Here is an 18,485-nt window from a genome sequence, read left to right as displayed (position 1 = left end):
AGAACAAAGTTACGAACCGTTTACGTTTTCTTCCTTTTTCTTCTGCAATCTGCTCGTGCGAACTTGCTCGAAATACCGTGTGAATTCGGACTCTCCTGAATAAGACAAACATAAGTATTCTTTCGCCCGTGTCATGCCGATATACAATAACGATACTTCCCGTTCACGGTCTTCTTCGAGTGCAAATGGCATGTTGTCCACATTGACAATAAACACCGCTTGAAAATCAAGTCCTTTACTACTTTCAATTGTGCTAATTTTAACGGTTTCTTCATCGCGGGAAAATTTTCGCTTTGTTGTTTCATCTTCCGCGAGCCAATAATAAGGGATTTGCTCTTTTTCCAACGTTCGCTTGATGACATCGATGATGCTTTGTTTATGCGTTCGTTTCACTCGATACAAAATAAGCATTTCCGAATACGGCACGTTTCTCTCTTCACGTAACCGTTTCATTTGCTTCGCAACAAATTTCATCTCTTCCCCAAAGTTCGTTTCTTTTACAATTGCCGGCTCCGGCCCTTTCCGCCGCGTACTTTGTGGGGCGATAATTTCCCCTTCAAACTCCCGTTGAGCCACTTTATTGCTTAGTACCGAATGCTCACGATAAAAATCCCATGCAAATTTCACGATTTGTGCCGTATTTCGATAATTAATCGTCAACACCTTAGAACGTCCTTGAAAACTTAATCCCGTATCTTGTACATACGATCGTTTTCGTTTATAAATTGTTTGTGCTCGATCTTCTACAAGAAGAAGCGATTGTGTTGCTGGATTTAATAATTTACTAATCAGCGCCAACCAGTCCGAAGAAAAATCTTGTCCTTCATCAACTAAAATAGCATCATACATTGGCAAAATGGCTTCTTTTTTATCTATTTTCTCTAATATATACGGAATTTGTTGTTCTGATATTTTTAAATCATGTTTTAACCATTCATGAAAGTTACGGACAATAATTTGATCGCCTACCGTTTTCGCCATCCCATCTTTTTTCGTAAAGTCAAAATCAAATAACGAATCTGGTTCATGTAACATATGGTGGAGCATTTGTCGAATCCCTTGCGCAAGCGAAATATTATAGCATAAAATTAAAATTTTCCAATCGGGATGTTGTTTCGCCAACAGCTTCGCTCGACTAGCTAAAATAAGCGTCTTTCCGCTTCCTGCTACTCCACGAATCAAACGGTTTTTATCTCCGAGCTGCTTTGCGAGATTTTCTTGGTGCAAATCCATCGCTTTAATGTCATGAAGAGATAAAAGCACTTGATCTTGATATGGCGTAGGAGGGCGAAACTCCGCACTGATGCGCACCTCTGGAAAAAGATGATAACGAATCGCATTGATTTCCTCTTTCGTCAACGGCGTTCGCAATCGATACGGAACGACAAACATATTGCATATTTTTTCAAACAACACCTCTTCGCTAAACGTTTCTTTGTCCGGATCAATTTCATCACGCAACAAACAAAAATTCGGATCAACAACGGGATACAACTGCTTTTTCACTAAATCTTTTTGCGAAATTCGCGTAAACACAACTCCATAGCCATAAGGAAATTTCAGCTGGAATTGATATTTCCCTTCTAAGTGAACTAAATTTTTATCTTTTTTTAACGCATCCACAATGTGAAACGCATTATCTCTCGCTTGCTTAAACGGGCTTTTTACCGTCGCCTGCTCACCAGCACTACTTACAATCGTCCATTCATCATTATTCAAATGAAGCAATGTCGATAATGTATAATCTTTTACCTCAAGCACAACAAGCCCTAAATCAGGGCCAATAATGACAAAATCCGGACGTCTTCCTCGAATCTCCGGTTCATAGTAGACAATATAGTCATCTGGCAAATATGTTTTTAGCGTTCGAAACAACAATCGCTCCCCCGCCGTCGCACTCGAACGAATCGTTTCCGGAATCGTGTACGCCATCTAAACCAGCTCCAGTGGAAAATAGGATTTTTGTACCATTATAATATAAAATAAGCAAGTTGTGGCTAGAAAAATGAATAAAAGGATTGTTTTCTACATACCCCCACTATTTGGAGTACAATTGAAGAGGTGCCATTTTCTTTACACTCGCTGTAAAAATTTGAGTTGCAGGCGGATTTAAATGAGTAATGCTCTCTAAGTTATCAATAAAAATCGGATATGTGACATTCGTAAAGTGCCGAAAAATAGATGAAATTTCAATCATACATCTCATCTTTTCACTATACGATAAAATACGGTACGGCTTGTCATTGTAAAGTATTTGAAAATCAGGACGCAACTCTCCGTTTTTTAACTGCTTAAAAAGAACAATTTTTGTATTTGTCAATTTTTCATTAATTGTATCTTGTATGCTTTCAAAAACATGCGCAAGCTGGTTTTTTGCTAATTTAATTTCGGATTTAATGTTTTTGATGAGTAGTTCCCTTTTCTGAATGCTTTCCACAATCTCGCTTTTCTTTTGCTGCAAATTTTTTTGAAGAGTTTGTTGATTTTCAATCATTTTATGTTGATCAATGAGTCCTTTTCGTTTTTGAATCTCGACTTGTAATCGTTCAATTTCCAATTCTAACTCAGCCAACTGACCAGTCAGTTCCCGCTCTTTTTGTTCCAATTGATCCTTACGTGCGAGAAGCATCTTTTTTGAAAGATTGTTTTCATTAAGCAAGGACAAATATTCACGAGCTAACGGTTGTTTACAAAACGGACATGGTTCGGTTACCTTCAGTTCGTTGTATTTTTGCATATGTTCATACCGTACGTCGATTTCCTGGATTTGTTTTTCAAAAGAAGTTCTAACTATATTCAATTTTTCCTTGCTCTTTAGTAATGTTTTTAAATGATGTTCATAGTTGCTTATCTCTGCTTCAACCTTGCTCATGTCGTATGATTTATTATACATTGAGTCGGAAAAAGCGGTAAACTCGTTTTCTAGAAGATTAAGTTGCCCATAGTAATAAGTAATGTTTTGTTTAAGCTTTTTCTCTTGCTCAAGTAGACTTTTTATTTTAGCTTCTAAATGCGCTATTGTAACGTCTACTTCATTTTTGTTAGGGAGTAACGAGATGAGAAATTCACGTGCTGTTTTTTTTCTTGTTCTGGAAACACGTCTGGAAAAAAACTATAAATAAAAGCAGAATGATCTCCAATTAACCTCGAGAGTTGTTTCTGAGTTGTGGTGTTTTTGTTTAGAAGCAGTGTTTCTTTATTTCCATTGATGGAGCGTTCAATTTCTAAAGTGGCATTGTTTAATTGTACAACTATTTTAACAGACAGCGACTTTTTCCCTATTTGAACAAAGTCATGGACGTATGTTTTAAAACCGTGCTTTGTTACTCCATACAAGGCAAACACAATCGCATCCCCAATTGATGTTTTACCAGTAAAGTTATCTCCAAAAAAAATGATTCGTATCCTTGAATTCGAAATGAGCATATGTATGGTTTTTGAAATGATAGAGTTCCAAAGATTGTATCTTCACGATCAACCACCCGCTTCCCATGATTTACTTTCAACAATTCAAATTCGTTTGCTTAGTTTCACAGCATAGACTCTCGTTTTTTGTTTACCTCTATCTCATTCGATGTGATGTCATAGGCTCGTTGCATATCACTTATCTAATTCCTTAACATAGAAATTTGACTATTCGATAATTGATACGAAGCATACTTGATTAGCAGAAGAAAAAAATTCATCTTCCAGTATTGCACAAATACAATCATCATAGTGCCAAGTCCTATATTGTGAGCTAAATCCGACAGCGTAATTTACTAAAACACAGTAGACTTTCAATTTTATTACTTGTATAAATTTTACAAATGCGCTCCTTTTCAAACAAAAAATAGCTTTGTTCGAAAAGGAACTTGTACTATTACAGCTTTTAACTCTTCTCTCCACCTCTCCTCTCAAAATACACATGCAACCGATACTCGCAAATTTCTTGCGTCCATTTGTACAATAGATGTTCGTCTTCTGGTGCGATGGAAAAGGTTAGCGAGAAGACGTTGTTTTCAAACGAGATGAGTCCGTTTGAGCTGCCGCTCCATTTTGTCATCGGCATTTTGGCGATAAGTTTCGCCACTTTTTGTTCGTCGTATTGCCATAGGCGTTTCGTTTCGCCGTCGGAGAAGTCGATACGTTTTCGATAGTCTTTCTCCATAAAGTATTGATGGAAAAATGGCGCGGCTTCGTTCGGCGTCATTGGCAAGTGCCAGCGTGACGACCCGCGGTTTAGCATCGCCTGTAAAACAACCATTTTGTAGCTTTTTGTCATCGTTGTTCGCTCGACTTCGACAAGCCACGATTCATATCGCAAAAACACTTCTTTTTCCCGCTCTGACAATTCATCCGCCCAATAAAGAAACCCCACGTACGATTTAAACTCATCGCGATATTCTTTTGCGATGCTGCGGCCGTGCAAGTGAAGTTCAAGATACGTCGGGCGGCGGCCGAGTTGTTGTTTGACGTCATAGTAGTCAATGAGCAATTTTTCTTTGCGCGGTTGCCGTTTTCGACGCATTTCCTCCAATAAGTGAACGACACGAACATCAAAGTCAATAACACATCCGTCTGGAACAACAGGAATAGTGGATTTTTGTTTTCTTTTTTCTTCTTTTTCTGTATCAAATAGCGCGAGTTTGACATCGGCATTGCGGTAGTTCCCGATCAAGTCAATAATGACGCAATACTGTTTGGCTGGATGGAGACGCAAGCCGCGCCCAACTTGTTGCGTAAATATCGTGAGTGATTCCGTTGGACGAACGAATAATAACGTATCAACCGTTGGAATATCGACACCTTCATTAAATAAATCGACAGTAAAAATCGCGTCTAATTCACCTTTTTCGAGCAACGAAATCGCTTCCGTACGCGTAATATGTACTTGTTTAGAATGCAAGCTAACGGTACGGTAGCCGTGTTCGTTGAAATAATTTGCTAGAAAATCGGCTTGGCGAATGGAGGAGCAAAACACGAGCGTTTTCGTCTGTTTGTACTTCTCCCAAGCTTGCAAAATACGTTCTGCCATTTCTTTACGAAGTTGTACTTGCAATAGTTGTTCTTCATCATAGCGATTGCCACGCCATGCGATTTTCGTATAATCCGTATCATCATATACGCCATAATAACGAAATGGCGCAAGCCATCCTCGCTGTACGGCTTCGATAAAATCGATGCGATACGCCACATTTCCGTCGCAAATGGCATATACGTCTTTATAATCATTGCGATCAGGTGTAGCTGTAATGCCAAGTAAAAACTTTGGCTGGAAATAGGCAAGCACACGCTCATAAGACTTCGCCGCCGCATGATGAAATTCATCGACAACAATTAAATCGAACGCATCTTGTGCAAATATTTCAAGATGCTTTTTCATGCTTAACGTAAAAATAGATGCAAAAACGACATCTGCTTGTCCTTCTTTCGCTTTTCCATCATAAATGCCAAACGTCTTATGTGGAAGAACTTGCGCAAATGACCGTTTTGCCTGATGCAAAATTTCTTCGCGATGGGCGATAAATAGCACTCTTTGAAACTTTTGAGCGAAAAAAGCAGCTAAATACGTTTTTCCTAACCCCGTCGCCATGACGACCATCGCGCGATCGTATCCTTCGGCATATGTTGCTTCCAATTGGGCGAGTGCTTCCACTTGCGCAAAGCGTGGCTGAATCACCCCGTACGGTACTTTTTCATCATGAATGATTTCTGTTTCTTGTTCCGTTTCAATAGGAAGCATAAATTCTAATTCTTCTAACTTTGTCCATTGTCGCACGAGATTTGCATGACGTTGGTGGTAATCAGCGTATTGCTTTTCATAGTCTTTTACTGTCTCCTCGTTCACTTGCACCGTTTGTTCAGCATAAAAAAGAGTTAAAAACTCATTCATCACTTCTACAAACACACGTTCTTCCACACATTTATGTATGCCGATATTCCATTCTACCCCGCTCGTTAGCGCAGAACGCGATAAATTGGACGAACCGATAATAAAATAGCCGTCATTTTCATGTTCAAACAAATACGCTTTCGGATGAAAAGAAATGCCCTCGCTTTTCCATAAACGAATTTCGATATTCGGGTGGATCGCTATGAGTTCACGTAAAGCGTCTGGCTGTGTGACATATAAATAATCCCCGGCACAAATTTTAATATCGGCTCCTCGTTCAGCCGCTTTTTTTAACGGCTCTTTTATTATATCGACCCCCGACTTCATCACAAACGACGTCAATATGTAAATCGTGGAAGCCGTTTCAATCTGTTCAGTTAACTTTTCAATTAGACGACCTTTGACAAACTCGATTTTACTCATCATGTACCTCAATTAAGAAAATTTTTTCCTTAAATCCGCCTCGTTTCTCCGCTTTCGATGCACGAATTGCTTCGACTTGCTCAATCGTCGCTCCATGGCATTCGGCAAGTGCATGTACGATTTCTAACAAATCCGCCAACTCCTCCACAGCCGTCACATCATCCGGTGCGTTCATATATTCCTCCAACTCCTCAAACGCTTTTTTCCGCAACTGTTGCCGATATTCTTCATCGCCTAACGTGCGCGTTGTACATGTCTTCCCAGCTGCTTCAATGACTTGTGGAATGTTGTCACGAACAAGTTTATTATAAACAGGCATCATGATCCTCTCCTATCTCTGTCCTTTATCTATTACATATTTTACTAGATTTTCAATACGTATTGAAGTCTTCTACAAACATGTTTGAAAAATAAAAAAGCAACTCTTTGTTGAAGAGTTACTTTCTCAAGATACTACTATTCAAAAACAAAATACTTTTCCACTTTGTTCTCTGGCGTTTATTGTTGGCAACAGAAAAATATACGTTTTGCTTCATATGCCAACAACAGAAGTACAAAGTAACACAAAAACGTCCATAATACTAAATAAAACAAATAAAATCACAAAACGAATGGCTTATGCTCTTACTCCCCCTCTAACAGCTCACGCAATTCTTTTACATATTCCTCCGATCCGGTGACGATCATGCGGTCGCCGATGCGCATTTCGGTGTCTCCGTGTGGAACGATCGATTCGTGCCCACGGAAAATGCGGACGATGATGCAGTCGCCGAGAAATGGGAATTGGCGAAGGAGCACACCGTGATAAGCAAGGTTGTTCATTTCTATTTCATGCAATGTGATGTCGCGGTGTGTCAACATATGGACAACGTTTGGTGATTCGATAAACGCTTTTAACATCGCTCCAGCTGATAGGGCGAGAGAAATGGTTTCAACGCCAACGTCTTTTAATTGTTGGACAATGGATGGGGACTCGGCGAAGGCGATGACGCGTGAAGCCCCTTGTTGTTTTGCCCACGTGGCGATTTGGGCGTTCGTCTGTTCGTTACCTGTCAAAACGACGACAACGTCAGCTGTTAGTGCCTCATGTGCTTGTAACGTTTCGAATGAATAATCATCGATATCGACAATCGGGAAAATATGTTCCGTTTGTTCAATTTTATCTTGGCGAATATGGTACAATGTCGGTTCATATTCATCGGCACGCAAATCGCGAACAGCCGCAAGTGTAAATTGATTTGTCCCGATGAGTTTGACAACTTTTTTCCGATCCTCTTTTTCCACTCGATATAATTTTTTAAACATAATTGGTGAAACGACGCTCGTGAGTACAGCGACTAAAATTAACGCCCCTTTCATATTTTCATCAATCATCCCCATTCGCTCTGCGATCGTTGCAGCAGCGATGACGAGTGAAAGCGTCGAGACGAGTAAAAAGCCTGCCGCAAGCGTTGTCTTTCGATCGTACCAAATGCGTAACATATACACCGGAACGACTTTAGAAATGACAAGTGCGATAAATAAAAGTGGAATAAGCAATAAAATATCAAATTGTGTAAACAACGGGCGCAAGTCTAAATTGACACCAACCATCACGAAAAAAATCGGGATAAAAAAGCCGTAGCCAAATGAGTCAAGCTTATGAACGAAATCTTGATTTGGCGCCAATAAAGAAACGAGCACCCCGGCAAGAAACGCCCCTAAAATGTTTTCAGCACCAAGCGTTTCTGATAACGCGACGAGAACGATAATAAGCGCAAATACAGCGCGCGTGCCAATTTGAATTGTCCCTTTTGCCATCGTTTCGATAAACGAACGTTTTTTAAAATATTTCCCTGCAAAATAAAACAACACACCAACGAGAAATAAACCGAGCAATAACCATGTGTTTCCATGGCTCGGATCATACGTCGATACAAAAACAGCTAACAACACCATCGTGACTAAATCTGCGATAACCGCAATTAATAAAATGGTTTGTCCGATGGTTGTCTTCATTAATTGCGCATCTTTCAGCGTCGGAACGACAACACCAAGCGAGATGGTCGAAATGATGAGCGTCATTAAAAAGGCGTTATCGATGTAACCGAACCAAACAAATGTGTAAGAAAGACCGAGCGAAACGAGAAAAATGCCGACAAATATAATAGAAGCGACGAAAAACGCATTCGGCTCTTTTTCTCCCTTCCTCTTCTTTTTGTTTGCGAAAGCAGAAAAATCAATTTCTAACCCGCTTAAAAACATTAAAAACAAAAACCCTAACGTCGATAACGTCTCGAGCCACATATCTTGTTCAACAATATTGAACCCCGTCTTCCCGATGATAATCCCTACAATAATTTCCGCCACCACGACAGGAATCATGTGCAGACGAAAACGATGCAATAAAAGTGGTGTGAGGAACGCGGCAACGATGACAATAACTAATGATGAAAGCGATGCATGCATCATTTATCCCTCCTTCCAATCTTTTCACCCATTATATAAGTTTGTGAGCAAAGTTACAATTTTTTCGCATAAACGGGGCAACATAAGAAAAAAGAAAGGAAGATGCATCATGAAACTACACGGATTTAACAACTTAACAAAGTCGCTTAGTTTTAATATGTACGATATTTGTTATACAAAGAGCGCAAGTGAGCGGGAAGCTTACATTGCATACATTGACGAAGTGTATAATGCGGATCGGTTGACGAGCATTTTAAAAAATGTGGCGGATATCATTGGCGCGCATATTTTAAATGTCGCCAAACAAGATTACGTTCCTCAAGGGGCCAGTGTGACGATGCTCATTTCAGAAGGACCGATTGAAGTGCCAAAAGAAGAACCGCCTGTGCCACAAGCGGTCGTTTGTGCCCTTGATAAAAGCCATATTACCGTACATACATATCCCGAATATCATCCGAACGATGGAATTAGCACGTTTCGGGCTGATATTGATGTCGCCACGTGCGGGGAAATTTCACCATTGAAAGCACTTGATTATTTAATTCGCTCATTTGAGACCGATATTATGATTATCGACTATCGCGTGCGCGGATTTACACGCGATATTTCCGGGAAAAAGCTATTTATTGATCACGATATTACATCGATTCAAAACTACATTCCTGACGACATTCGCAAACAATACGATATGATTGATGTGAACGTGTATCAAGAACATATTTTCCATACGAAATGTAAATTGCGCGAGTTTGATTTAGATAGCTATTTGTTTGAGCTGTCTAAAGATCAGCTCACAAAAGAAGAAGTAGAAGACATTACACAAAAATTACGCATAGAAATGGATGAAATTTTTTACGGAAAAAACATGACGCTACCTAACTAATGTCGATCCAAATGCAATGGTATGTCGCGCGAATAAACCCTTGTTCCGAAAAACGTTGTTCATATTCATGCATCATTGTTTTAAATACAGACGGTCGTTGACAATAGCGACCAGATGTACTATTCGTTGCGCCAATATGGCGAAGCGATAAAAAAAAGTCGCGCACAGATGGAAAATATTCGACTTCAAACTGCTCGTGGCCACGCGCATGGGAATGCATATGCAGCCACTCATGAAATGTCGGAAACGATGGTCCGATGCGAAGCGGTTCATGAATATGTTGTTTCGCTAACGCATAAGCAAACGATGTATGCAGCTCGTAAAACGTTCGGTCGCCAAATGTTGAAAAAAGAAGTTGTCCCCCTTCGTTTCTTCGTTCGGCGAGTTTGGCGATCGTTTGTTTTGGATTTGTGAACCATTGAAACGTGGCATTCGAAATCATCAAATCGTACGTTTCATGTAGCGTTACTTCTTCTACATCCGCGCAAAGCCACGTCACCGGCGCATCCCCTAGTCGTTCTTTTGCGACTTCAATCATGCCCGGGGCGATATCGACAGCGGTGAGCTGTGCATGCGGATAGGCGTCATACAGCAATTTTGTCAAATATCCTGTGCCACAACCAATTTCTAAAATTGTTTTTGGCGGGCGACAAATGCGTGCCATTAACTCGTGCGCCATCTTTTTTTGGACGTTTGCGAACTGGTCGTACGTATTTGCTCGTTCGCTAAATCGCTTTTGCATTAATTGTTTATCAATCATTTTTCCCACCGCCTAACCACGTTTCAATGTAATGGGCGCACACGCTTGGTTGCGTGACGTGCGGAGCGTGTCCGACATTTGGCATAAGCATAAATGTACAATCGTTTGTTCGTTCGTATATATATTGAGCGGCTTGCGGCGGACAAATGCGATCACATTCTCCGTGAATAAGTAATAGCGGCACACGAATGCTTGACAGCTTGTCGCGCACATCTGTTTTGAGTAAATAGTCTAGTCCGAGCAGCAAGTCAGGCGTATGACGATACATATACGGGAACGGCTCTGCCTCTTCCTCGCCCCATAACATATCAATAAATGATTGTATCGTTTTTTCCGGCTGGCGTAGCAATTGTTCTTTCATTCGTTCAACCACGCGCGCATGCCAGCCGATCCGATAATGGTCTGTCATCGTAAATCGGCTCGTTCCCCCGATACATACGAGCGCTTGAACATGTTCATGCATCGCAAGCTGTAAAGCGACGAGCGATCCGAGCGACCAACCGATCACAAGAGATGGAACGGTTAGGGCTTCTTCTGCTTTCTCTAAAAAATGATCGACATCACGCATATGCTCCCATGCGACGACGGTCACATGGCTTGGCTGAAGTGCGTGAATGAGCGGGGTAAACACTTCTCCTTTCATCCCCCATCCTGGCAATAATAACACGTTCACGCGATCAACCCCATTTCTTTTCCGACTGCACAAATGTGCTCAAGCGCCCAATCGATTTGTTCTTTTGTCATCGTTGCCATGAGCGAAAAACGAATGCGTGCCGTTCCTTCTGGGACCGTTGGTGGACGAATTGCCACGGCGAAAATGCCACGCTCGCGCAATCGGGCACTAAACGCTAGCGCCCGTTCGTTGTCGCCAACGATCAGGGGTACGATGTGCGTCGTACTTTCACCTATATGAAACCCCGCCTGTTGAAGACGCGTGCGAAAATGGTCGCTTAACGCACGTAAATGGTAACGCCGTGCCGGCTCTTTTTGTACAACGTCAATCGCGGCATAAATGGCGCCAAGTACGCTTGGAGGTAGCGCTGTTGTAAAAATAAACGGTCTCATCGTGTTTATCAAATAATCGATGAACACGCGCTTTCCAGCGACATAAGCCCCATATGAACCGAGCGCTTTGCTGAATGTTCCCATATGTACGTCTACATGTTGTGCCACTTGACATTCGTGAGCCATTCCTTCTCCGTTTTTTCCATATACACCGCTTGCATGCGCTTCATCGACGACGAGTATCGCTCCGTATGCTTCCTTTAACGAAACGAGTTCACGCAATGGGGCGACGTCGCCGTCCATGCTGAAAATCGTATCGGTAACGATCAGTTTTCGTTTATGTTTGTCTGTCTTTTTTAATAGCGTTTCTAAATGATCGATGTCAGCGTGACGGTAACGTTTGACTTCTGCTCGGCTTAATATGGCGCCATCCACAATGCTTGCATGATTCCATTTGTCGCTGAAAATGACCGCATCTCGTCCTGCTAAAGAAGAAAGAATGCCGACATTTGCTGTGTATCCACTATTGACGATGAGTGCAGCTTCATAGCCTTTCCAACGAATAAGCGCATCTTCCGCCTGTTCGTATAGCGGATGGTTGCCGACAACAAGGCGGGATGCGGTTGCTCCAACGCCGTATGTTCTCGTTGCTTCCATATTCGCTTGAATTAATCGTTCGTCATTCGCTAATCCTAAATAATTGTTTGACGAAAAATTAAATGCATGTTGTCCGTCTATACGTATAAAACACCCATCGCTTTCCACGTTGACTAACGCTCGTTTTTGCGCTTTTTTCTCGAGCTGTTCTATATGTGTTTGCAACTCTTCCCACAATGCCCCTCTCCCCTTTGTAAACCTCATTAAAAGAAAAGTTTACAAATATCTTATCATACGTTTATTTCTTTTTCCATAATAAATAAACGAAATAAGGCGCGCCAATGAGCGATACGAGCACACCCGCCGGAAGACCATCTGGCTCAATTAAGTTGCGTCCAACTGTATCAGCAAACAGCAACAACGCCCCTCCCATTAGCATCGCAACAGGTAAACTTAACTCGTTGCGCGGCCCAACAAGCGCGCGAGCCATGTGCGGCGCCATTAAACCGACGAATGCAATGCCCCCTGTAACAGAGACGGCCGATGCCGCAAGTGCCACTGCTGTAAGCAATAAAACAAGCCGTTCACGATCGAGCGATACGCCGATGCCAATCGCTACCGAATCGCTTAACTGCAATGCATTGAGGCGATGAGCTTTATATAAAACGAACGGAACGAGAATAATAAGCCACGGCAACAATGCGAGAACAAACGCCCAATCGAGCCCCCAAATGCCGCCAGCTAACCATTTTGCAATAAAGTCGACTTTCGTTCGATCAGCTCCTGAAATAAGGACGATCATCAAACCTGAAAACGCAGTGGCAAAACCGATTCCAATTAACACGAGACGAATCGGTTGAAGTCCTGTTTGCTTATTGTATGACAACATATAAATGAGGATAGCTGTCAGTAGCGCACTGAAAAAAGCGACGAGCGGAATAATGTAGGCAAATGATTCCGCTTGAATCGGAATAAATAAAAAGAACAAGGCGACTCCCACACCTGCTCCGGCGTTTATACCGATGACACCTGGATCGGCTAAGTCATTGCGCATGACAACTTGTAAAATGGCACCAGACAACGCTAAAGCCATTCCCGCAAGCAACGTGATCGCGATGCGCGGCAAACGAATGGAGAAAAGAACGAATTGTTCTTTAAACGTTCCTTCACCTAAAAGCACTGGGATCAATCGGTCAAAAGATAAAGAAGAATAGCCTGTCCCCATGCTGATGATCGCTGTCATGCAAATGAGCGTAAATAATACGAGCAAAATGATGCGTTGTTTTTTTCGTAGAGGTACGATCACAACCCTTTTCCTCCTTTACGAACGATGAAAAGAAAAAACGGAAGCCCCATGACCGCCACAACTGCTACAACAGGCGTTTCATACGGTGCGTGAATCGTTCGGGCAATCGTATCGGCAAACAACATAAATGTCGCCCCACCGATCGCACTCATCGGTAAAATGAAACGATAATCCGTTCCGACAAACAAACGAACAAGATGTGGGATCATTAAGCCGACAAACGCTAAATTTCCGACAAGAGCTACAGATGCACCGGCTAAAATAATGACAATGAAAAAAAGAATCGTTTTTACGCGCGTCAGTTGTTGACCGAGCCCGACCGCTACTTCTTCACTCATGCTTAAAATCGTTAATTGACGGCTTTGCCAAAAAGCAATAAGCATCGCCAAACAAATAAATGGCGTAACGATTTGTAACTCATGCCACGTTGTACCCATCATCCCGCCAGCCGTCCACATCGATACGTCTTTTGATACTTTATATATAAGTCCGATCCCTTCTGCGACGGCGTATAAAAAAGTAGAAATCGCCGCTCCTGCTAAGACGATGCGAAACGGTGAAAATTGTTGCGCGCCAATGCTAAAAACGAGCAACCCTCCAAGCGCAGCCCCGCCAAAACAAGCGAACACCGTTTCGATATAGTTTGCGGAAGGGAAAAAGGCAAACATCATCGCTAAAGCAGCGTTCGCCCCTGCGGTTAGCCCAATGAGTCCAGGATCGGCGAGAGGGTTACGGGTCATCCCTTGCATCACAGCTCCCGCTACAGCGAGAGCGGCTCCAACAACAGCCGCAGCCGTTTCACGCGGCAGGCGAACTTCGTGAATCATCGTCGCTATTTTGTTTGTCTCTGGCGCTGTAATCGCTAGCCAGACGTCTTTGATTGTCGTATCCGCCGCTCCGATAACAATGGAGCAAACGAATGTCACAAACAATGCAACACATGCGAACAAAAATTTTTTCAGCATACGCACCCTCTCTTTTCCATTCACATAAAGAAAGAGGAATTCGCGACGAACTCCTCTTTAATTATATTACTCACCTAAAAAATGCTTTTTGAAAAACTCAAGCTGATATTCTAATGTAATTGGATCGTTAAAGTAAAATTCTTTTGCATTCGCTTCAAAAACGCGGTTGTTTTTCACAGCTGGAATGTTTTTGTACGTTTCTGTTTCTGTAAATGAAAGGTCTCCATCTGCGTTTTTGCTGAAAATGACATAGTCGCCAGCAAATTGTGGAAGCACTTCAAGTGAAATGGCGTAATATCCGTCTTTCAATGCATGTTCTTCCACTGCTTTTGGCATTTTTAATTTCATTTCTTGATATAAAATTTCTGTCCCACGGCCCCAGTTGTTGCCGAATACGTACAATTGCTTGTCGAAGTTTTCAATGACAGAAACGGTTGCATTTTCACCGATTTTTGCGCGAATCTCTTCACCAGCTTGTTGTGCACGTTTTTTAAAGTCTTCGATCCACTTTTTCGCTTCTTCTTCTTTATTTAACAATTTACCAATTTCCAAATGTTGTGTTAAGTAATCTACTTTGCCATACGTGTACGTCACCGTTGGCGCAATTTCTTTTAGCTTATCTAAATTTTTATTTGTTGATGCGGCAATAATTAAATCTGGTTCAAGCTCAATAATTTGTTCTAAGCTTTCATCTGTCACTTCTTTTGCGTCTTTTAAATATGGCTCATAACGCGGGTTCATTTTCGCCCAAGAATCTACCCCAACAATCGGTACGTCTAACGCCATCACGCTACCCGCTAAAAACGAAGACAAAACAACGACGCGCTTCGGATTTGTAGGCACTTCGATTGGACCTGTTTCAGATTGATACGTCATCGTTTTTGGTTCGTTTGCTTCTTTTGTCGCTTTCTCTTGTTCTTTTTCTGCTGCTTGATTACCGCACGCACTCAAGATGAGCACGAACAAAAGTAGCATGGACATCATTCGCTTTTTCAACATGTTCTGCATCTCCTTTAATTAAATGATATGTGATACACATTGGCTTGTTTGTTCGAGGGTCGCGACCGATTTCCGCGTCAATATGAAACACTTTTCGTAATACGTCAGGCGTCATCACTTGCTCGCACGTTCCCGCCTGAACAATTTTTCCGTCTTTCATCGCAATCATATAATCAGCAAAACGCGCCGCTTGGTTTAAATCATGCAACACCATGACGATTGTGCGCTGTTGTTCGCGGTTTAAACGTTGTAACAGTTCGAGCACTTCTAATTGATGCGCCATATCTAAATATGTTGTCGGTTCATCTAAAAAAATAATGTCTGTTTCTTGCGCAAGCGCCATCGCAATCCATACCCGCTGTCTTTGACCGCCTGATAGCGAATCAACTGGACGGTGTTTAAATTCGATCGTTCCGGTCACTTCAAGCGCCCAATCAATGACTTCATAATCTCGTTTCGTTAGCCGACCGAATCCTTTTTGATACGGAAACCGTCCGTACGAAACAAGTTCACCAACCGTTAAACCGCCCGGACTTTCTGGTGTTTGCGGTAAAATGGCCATTTTTTGCGCTAACAGTTTCGTATGCTCTTGCGAGATTTGTTTTCCATCTAAAATGACTGCTCCTTCTTGATGACGAATAATGCGTGTCATCGCTTTTAACAACGTCGATTTTCCGCAACCGTTTGGGCCGATAATCGTCGTGATTTTTTCATCTGGAATATGTACAGTTAGCCGATCAACAATGACGCGTTCTCCATATCCAACAGAAAGCTGCTCTGTATACAACCGCGGCATATATGTTTCCCCCCTCGAACAACAAGTTAACTAATCGATATTGAGAATTAATATCAATACATATTGTAATTTACACGAATTGATTATCATTGTCAATGCATTTTTTGTGAAAAAAACCAACTTCATTCGTTTGGAAGTTGGTTTTTGATGTATGTTTTTTCAAATACGTCTGCTGGAAGTGGTTTACCGAGCACATATCCTTGAATTTCATCGCATTGAAGGGAACGAAGAATATCTAACTGTTGCAACGTCTCGACTCCTTCAGCAATGACGCGCAATTTTAAGTTTTTCGCCAGCACAATAATCGCTTTAACGACGGCAACGTCTTCTTTTTCCTCCGTCATTCCATCGATAAACGGTTTTGCAATTTTTAGTCGATCAATCGGAAATTTGCGCAAATAACTGAGCGATGAGTAACCTGTCCCGAAATCGTCAATCGATATGTGCACGCCGAGCTGCTTTAGTTGTTGGAGCTTATGAATCGTATACTGTTCCTTAAATACAGCGACACCTTCTGTAATTTCTAAATCGAGTTGACGAGGTGGCAATGGCGTGTTTTGTAACACGGAATGAATATGTTCCACAAAGTTTTCTTTTAAAAATTGTTTTGGAGAAATGTTGACGCTTATCCGAAGCGATCGTCCAGTTTGTTCATTCCAGCTTTTCATTTGTCGGCACGCTTCTTCAATCACCCATTCACCGATTGGAATAATTTGTCCCGTTTCTTCTGCAATCGGAATAAAAACGCTTGGTGAAATTGTACCGAGCTTTGGATGAATCCAGCGAATGAGCGCTTCCATGCCGATTAATTCCTTCGTTTGCACATCAAATTGCGGCTGATAAAATAAGGTGAACTGTTTCTTCTCAATCGCTTCGTGAAGCGCCGTTTCAATGATCGTTTTTTGTAAAACGATACGGTCCATTTCGCTATTAAAAAATTGATATTGATTTTTTCCTTGCTCTTTGGCGCGATACATTGCAATATCTGCATGCTTCATTAACGTATCGCTCGTTTCTCCGTCGAATGGGTAAACAGCAATTCCTACACTTAACGTGATGCGCACATCTAAATGTTTAACTGTCATCGGTTGTTCGGTAATGGTCATCATTTTTTCAACAATCATTTGTAATTCATGTAAGTGATAAATTGGTGTAACAATAATCGTAAATTCATCTCCGCCTTGTCGTGCTACGATATCTGTTGAGCGGACTTGTTTTTTTAACCATTGACCGATTTGTACAATGAGCGCATCACCTATTTCATGTCCGAAATAGTCATTGATTTGTTTAAAGCGATCGACATCAATAAAAACAACGGCCATGCTATGTTTTTGTTTATTCGCTTGAGCGATCGACTGCTCAAGTGCAGTTACGAAAGCTTTGCGATTAAAAAGCCCTGTTAAAAAATCGTGATTCGCAGCGTATGTTAATTGCTCATTCAGCTGAGTCAACTCTTGCGTGCGTTTCATGACTTTTTGTTCTAAGTCGTTGTTTAATGTTTGTAATTGTTGAACGAGCTGGCGGTTTTCTTTTAACGTCATAAATTGACGAATGAAAATGAATACAACCGAAAAAGCAAAACATGTGATGACGATCTGGTCGCCAAGATAAATAAAAGGCATCCACATCAAAGTAAGAAAACTGATATATGGAAAGAGAACTTTTATATGGAACGATTGTTCTTCCTTTTGAAAAGATAACTCTCCTTCTTTTGCATCATAACTTGAAAAACTGATCATGAGTAAGCTCATCATCCATAGCGGATCTAACCACGAACTGTATACCTCATTCCATTGCATCATTTGAATGAAATATATCGTATCTGTAAACACAAACAATCCAACACCTACAATATTCCATAGCCAAATCCGACGAACATTTGTTACAAAAAAGAGAAGCAACAGTAAAAATAACATCACAAGATCAAGGAAAGGATAAGCAACTAAAACAGCGACATATAAGACTTTTTCTTCTAAACGAATAATCGGCTGAATGATATATATCCAGCTATATGCCATCGTCACACATGTCACGATGAGCGCATCGAATAACGCTTGCCACATCGCTATTTGTTTTCGTTGTTGCATGATGATATATAGTAATGAAGCAATATACATCAATGAATGAGCAATATAAAATACATCCGACCAATTCGGAAACGAAGGTTCGGTTTGAGACGACCACTCGTATATGCGATAAATCGTTTCGGCGATCAAGTAACAAATTGCACCGATGGTCATCCATTTCCAAAATATTCGATCATTCGTTTTTATACGAATCGACACGCGCCATAACAAAATGGCTGAAAGACATATGCCACCTAATGAAAAGAACGAACTAACAACCATTTCTGTTTGTCCAGACGTACTAAACAATGCGATGTAATAAACGATGACATACATAAAAACAATGACTTGCACCCGCACCC

At 41.4% G+C, this 18,485-nt stretch carries 15 protein-coding genes; 1 reads left to right on the top strand and 14 read right to left on the bottom strand.

The window, feature by feature from the left end; genetic code table 11:
- Positions 1–9 precede the first annotated feature (9 nt).
- The 6 genes from K1I43_RS06790 to K1I43_RS06765 all read right to left on the bottom strand — a co-directional run bounded on the left by K1I43_RS06790 (position 10) and on the right by K1I43_RS06765 (position 8,746).
- Positions 10–1,932, bottom strand: coding sequence for a 3'-5' exonuclease (locus K1I43_RS06790; RefSeq protein WP_019417559.1), 1,923 nt, complete (start codon positions 1,930–1,932; stop codon positions 10–12).
- A gap of 106 nt (positions 1,933–2,038) precedes the next feature.
- On the bottom strand, positions 2,039–2,800 hold the full coding sequence (locus K1I43_RS06785) for a hypothetical protein (protein WP_019417560.1): 762 nt from the start codon (positions 2,798–2,800) through the stop codon (positions 2,039–2,041).
- A gap of 227 nt (positions 2,801–3,027) precedes the next feature.
- Entirely contained in the window at positions 3,028–3,426 is a 399-nt protein-coding gene (locus K1I43_RS15860) for an AAA family ATPase (RefSeq protein ID WP_083842726.1), read from the bottom strand.
- 445 nt (positions 3,427–3,871) lie between these two features.
- Entirely contained in the window at positions 3,872–6,298 is a 2,427-nt protein-coding gene (locus tag K1I43_RS06775) for a DEAD/DEAH box helicase family protein (protein ID WP_026011642.1), read from the bottom strand.
- Complete coding sequence (locus tag K1I43_RS06770) at positions 6,291–6,617, bottom strand: nucleoside triphosphate pyrophosphohydrolase (protein WP_019417563.1); 327 nt, start codon at positions 6,615–6,617, stop codon at positions 6,291–6,293. The genes K1I43_RS06775 and K1I43_RS06770 overlap by 8 nt, the downstream gene beginning before the upstream one ends.
- A 305-nt stretch (positions 6,618–6,922) precedes the next feature.
- Positions 6,923–8,746, bottom strand: a complete 1,824-nt coding sequence (locus K1I43_RS06765) for a monovalent cation:proton antiporter family protein (RefSeq protein ID WP_019417564.1) — start codon at positions 8,744–8,746, stop codon at positions 6,923–6,925.
- A gap of 109 nt (positions 8,747–8,855) precedes the next feature.
- On the opposite strand from K1I43_RS06765, the gene speD reads away from it, so the two are divergent.
- The gene (speD, locus tag K1I43_RS06760) at positions 8,856–9,629 is read left to right on the top strand and encodes an adenosylmethionine decarboxylase (RefSeq protein WP_026011643.1); all 774 of its coding nucleotides are present in this window, start codon (positions 8,856–8,858) and stop codon (positions 9,627–9,629) included.
- On the opposite strand, the gene bioC is transcribed toward speD, so the two are convergent.
- From bioC to K1I43_RS06720, 8 genes are all read right to left on the bottom strand, one after another.
- Positions 9,622–10,389: a malonyl-ACP O-methyltransferase BioC gene (bioC, locus tag K1I43_RS06755; RefSeq protein WP_026011644.1), complete on the bottom strand. Its 768-nt coding sequence runs from the start codon at positions 10,387–10,389 to the stop codon at positions 9,622–9,624. The genes speD and bioC overlap by 8 nt on opposite strands.
- The gene (locus tag K1I43_RS06750; RefSeq protein ID WP_136260332.1) at positions 10,382–11,062 is read right to left on the bottom strand and encodes an alpha/beta fold hydrolase; all 681 of its coding nucleotides are present in this window, start codon (positions 11,060–11,062) and stop codon (positions 10,382–10,384) included. The genes bioC and K1I43_RS06750 overlap by 8 nt, the downstream gene beginning before the upstream one ends.
- Positions 11,059–12,228 carry an 8-amino-7-oxononanoate synthase gene (bioF, locus tag K1I43_RS06745; protein WP_019417568.1) on the bottom strand — a complete coding sequence of 390 codons (1,170 nt, stop codon included), beginning with the start codon at positions 12,226–12,228 and terminating at the stop codon, positions 11,059–11,061. The genes K1I43_RS06750 and bioF overlap by 4 nt, the downstream gene beginning before the upstream one ends.
- A 61-nt stretch (positions 12,229–12,289) precedes the next feature.
- On the bottom strand, positions 12,290–13,297 hold the full coding sequence (locus tag K1I43_RS06740; RefSeq protein WP_019417569.1) for a FecCD family ABC transporter permease: 1,008 nt from the start codon (positions 13,295–13,297) through the stop codon (positions 12,290–12,292).
- Entirely contained in the window at positions 13,294–14,262 is a 969-nt protein-coding gene (locus K1I43_RS06735) for a FecCD family ABC transporter permease (RefSeq protein ID WP_033383394.1), read from the bottom strand. Before K1I43_RS06735 ends, K1I43_RS06740 begins: the two co-directional genes overlap by 4 nt.
- A 66-nt stretch (positions 14,263–14,328) precedes the next feature.
- Positions 14,329–15,261 carry an iron-hydroxamate ABC transporter substrate-binding protein gene (locus K1I43_RS06730; RefSeq protein WP_370628345.1) on the bottom strand — a complete coding sequence of 311 codons (933 nt, stop codon included), beginning with the start codon at positions 15,259–15,261 and terminating at the stop codon, positions 14,329–14,331.
- A complete protein-coding gene (locus K1I43_RS06725; RefSeq protein ID WP_019417572.1) occupies positions 15,197–16,057 on the bottom strand; it encodes an ABC transporter ATP-binding protein in 861 nt (286 codons plus the stop codon). Before K1I43_RS06725 ends, K1I43_RS06730 begins: the two co-directional genes overlap by 65 nt.
- Before the next feature lie 122 nt (positions 16,058–16,179).
- Complete coding sequence (locus K1I43_RS06720; protein ID WP_019417573.1) at positions 16,180–18,477, bottom strand: putative bifunctional diguanylate cyclase/phosphodiesterase; 2,298 nt, start codon at positions 18,475–18,477, stop codon at positions 16,180–16,182.
- Positions 18,478–18,485: the final 8 nt, after the last annotated feature.

This window comes from Anoxybacillus sp. ST70 (genome assembly GCF_019553625.1).
Classification (GTDB): Bacteria; Bacillota; Bacilli; order Bacillales; family Anoxybacillaceae; genus Anoxybacillus; species Anoxybacillus gonensis.
This window is presented reverse-complemented; position numbering and strand designations above follow the sequence as displayed.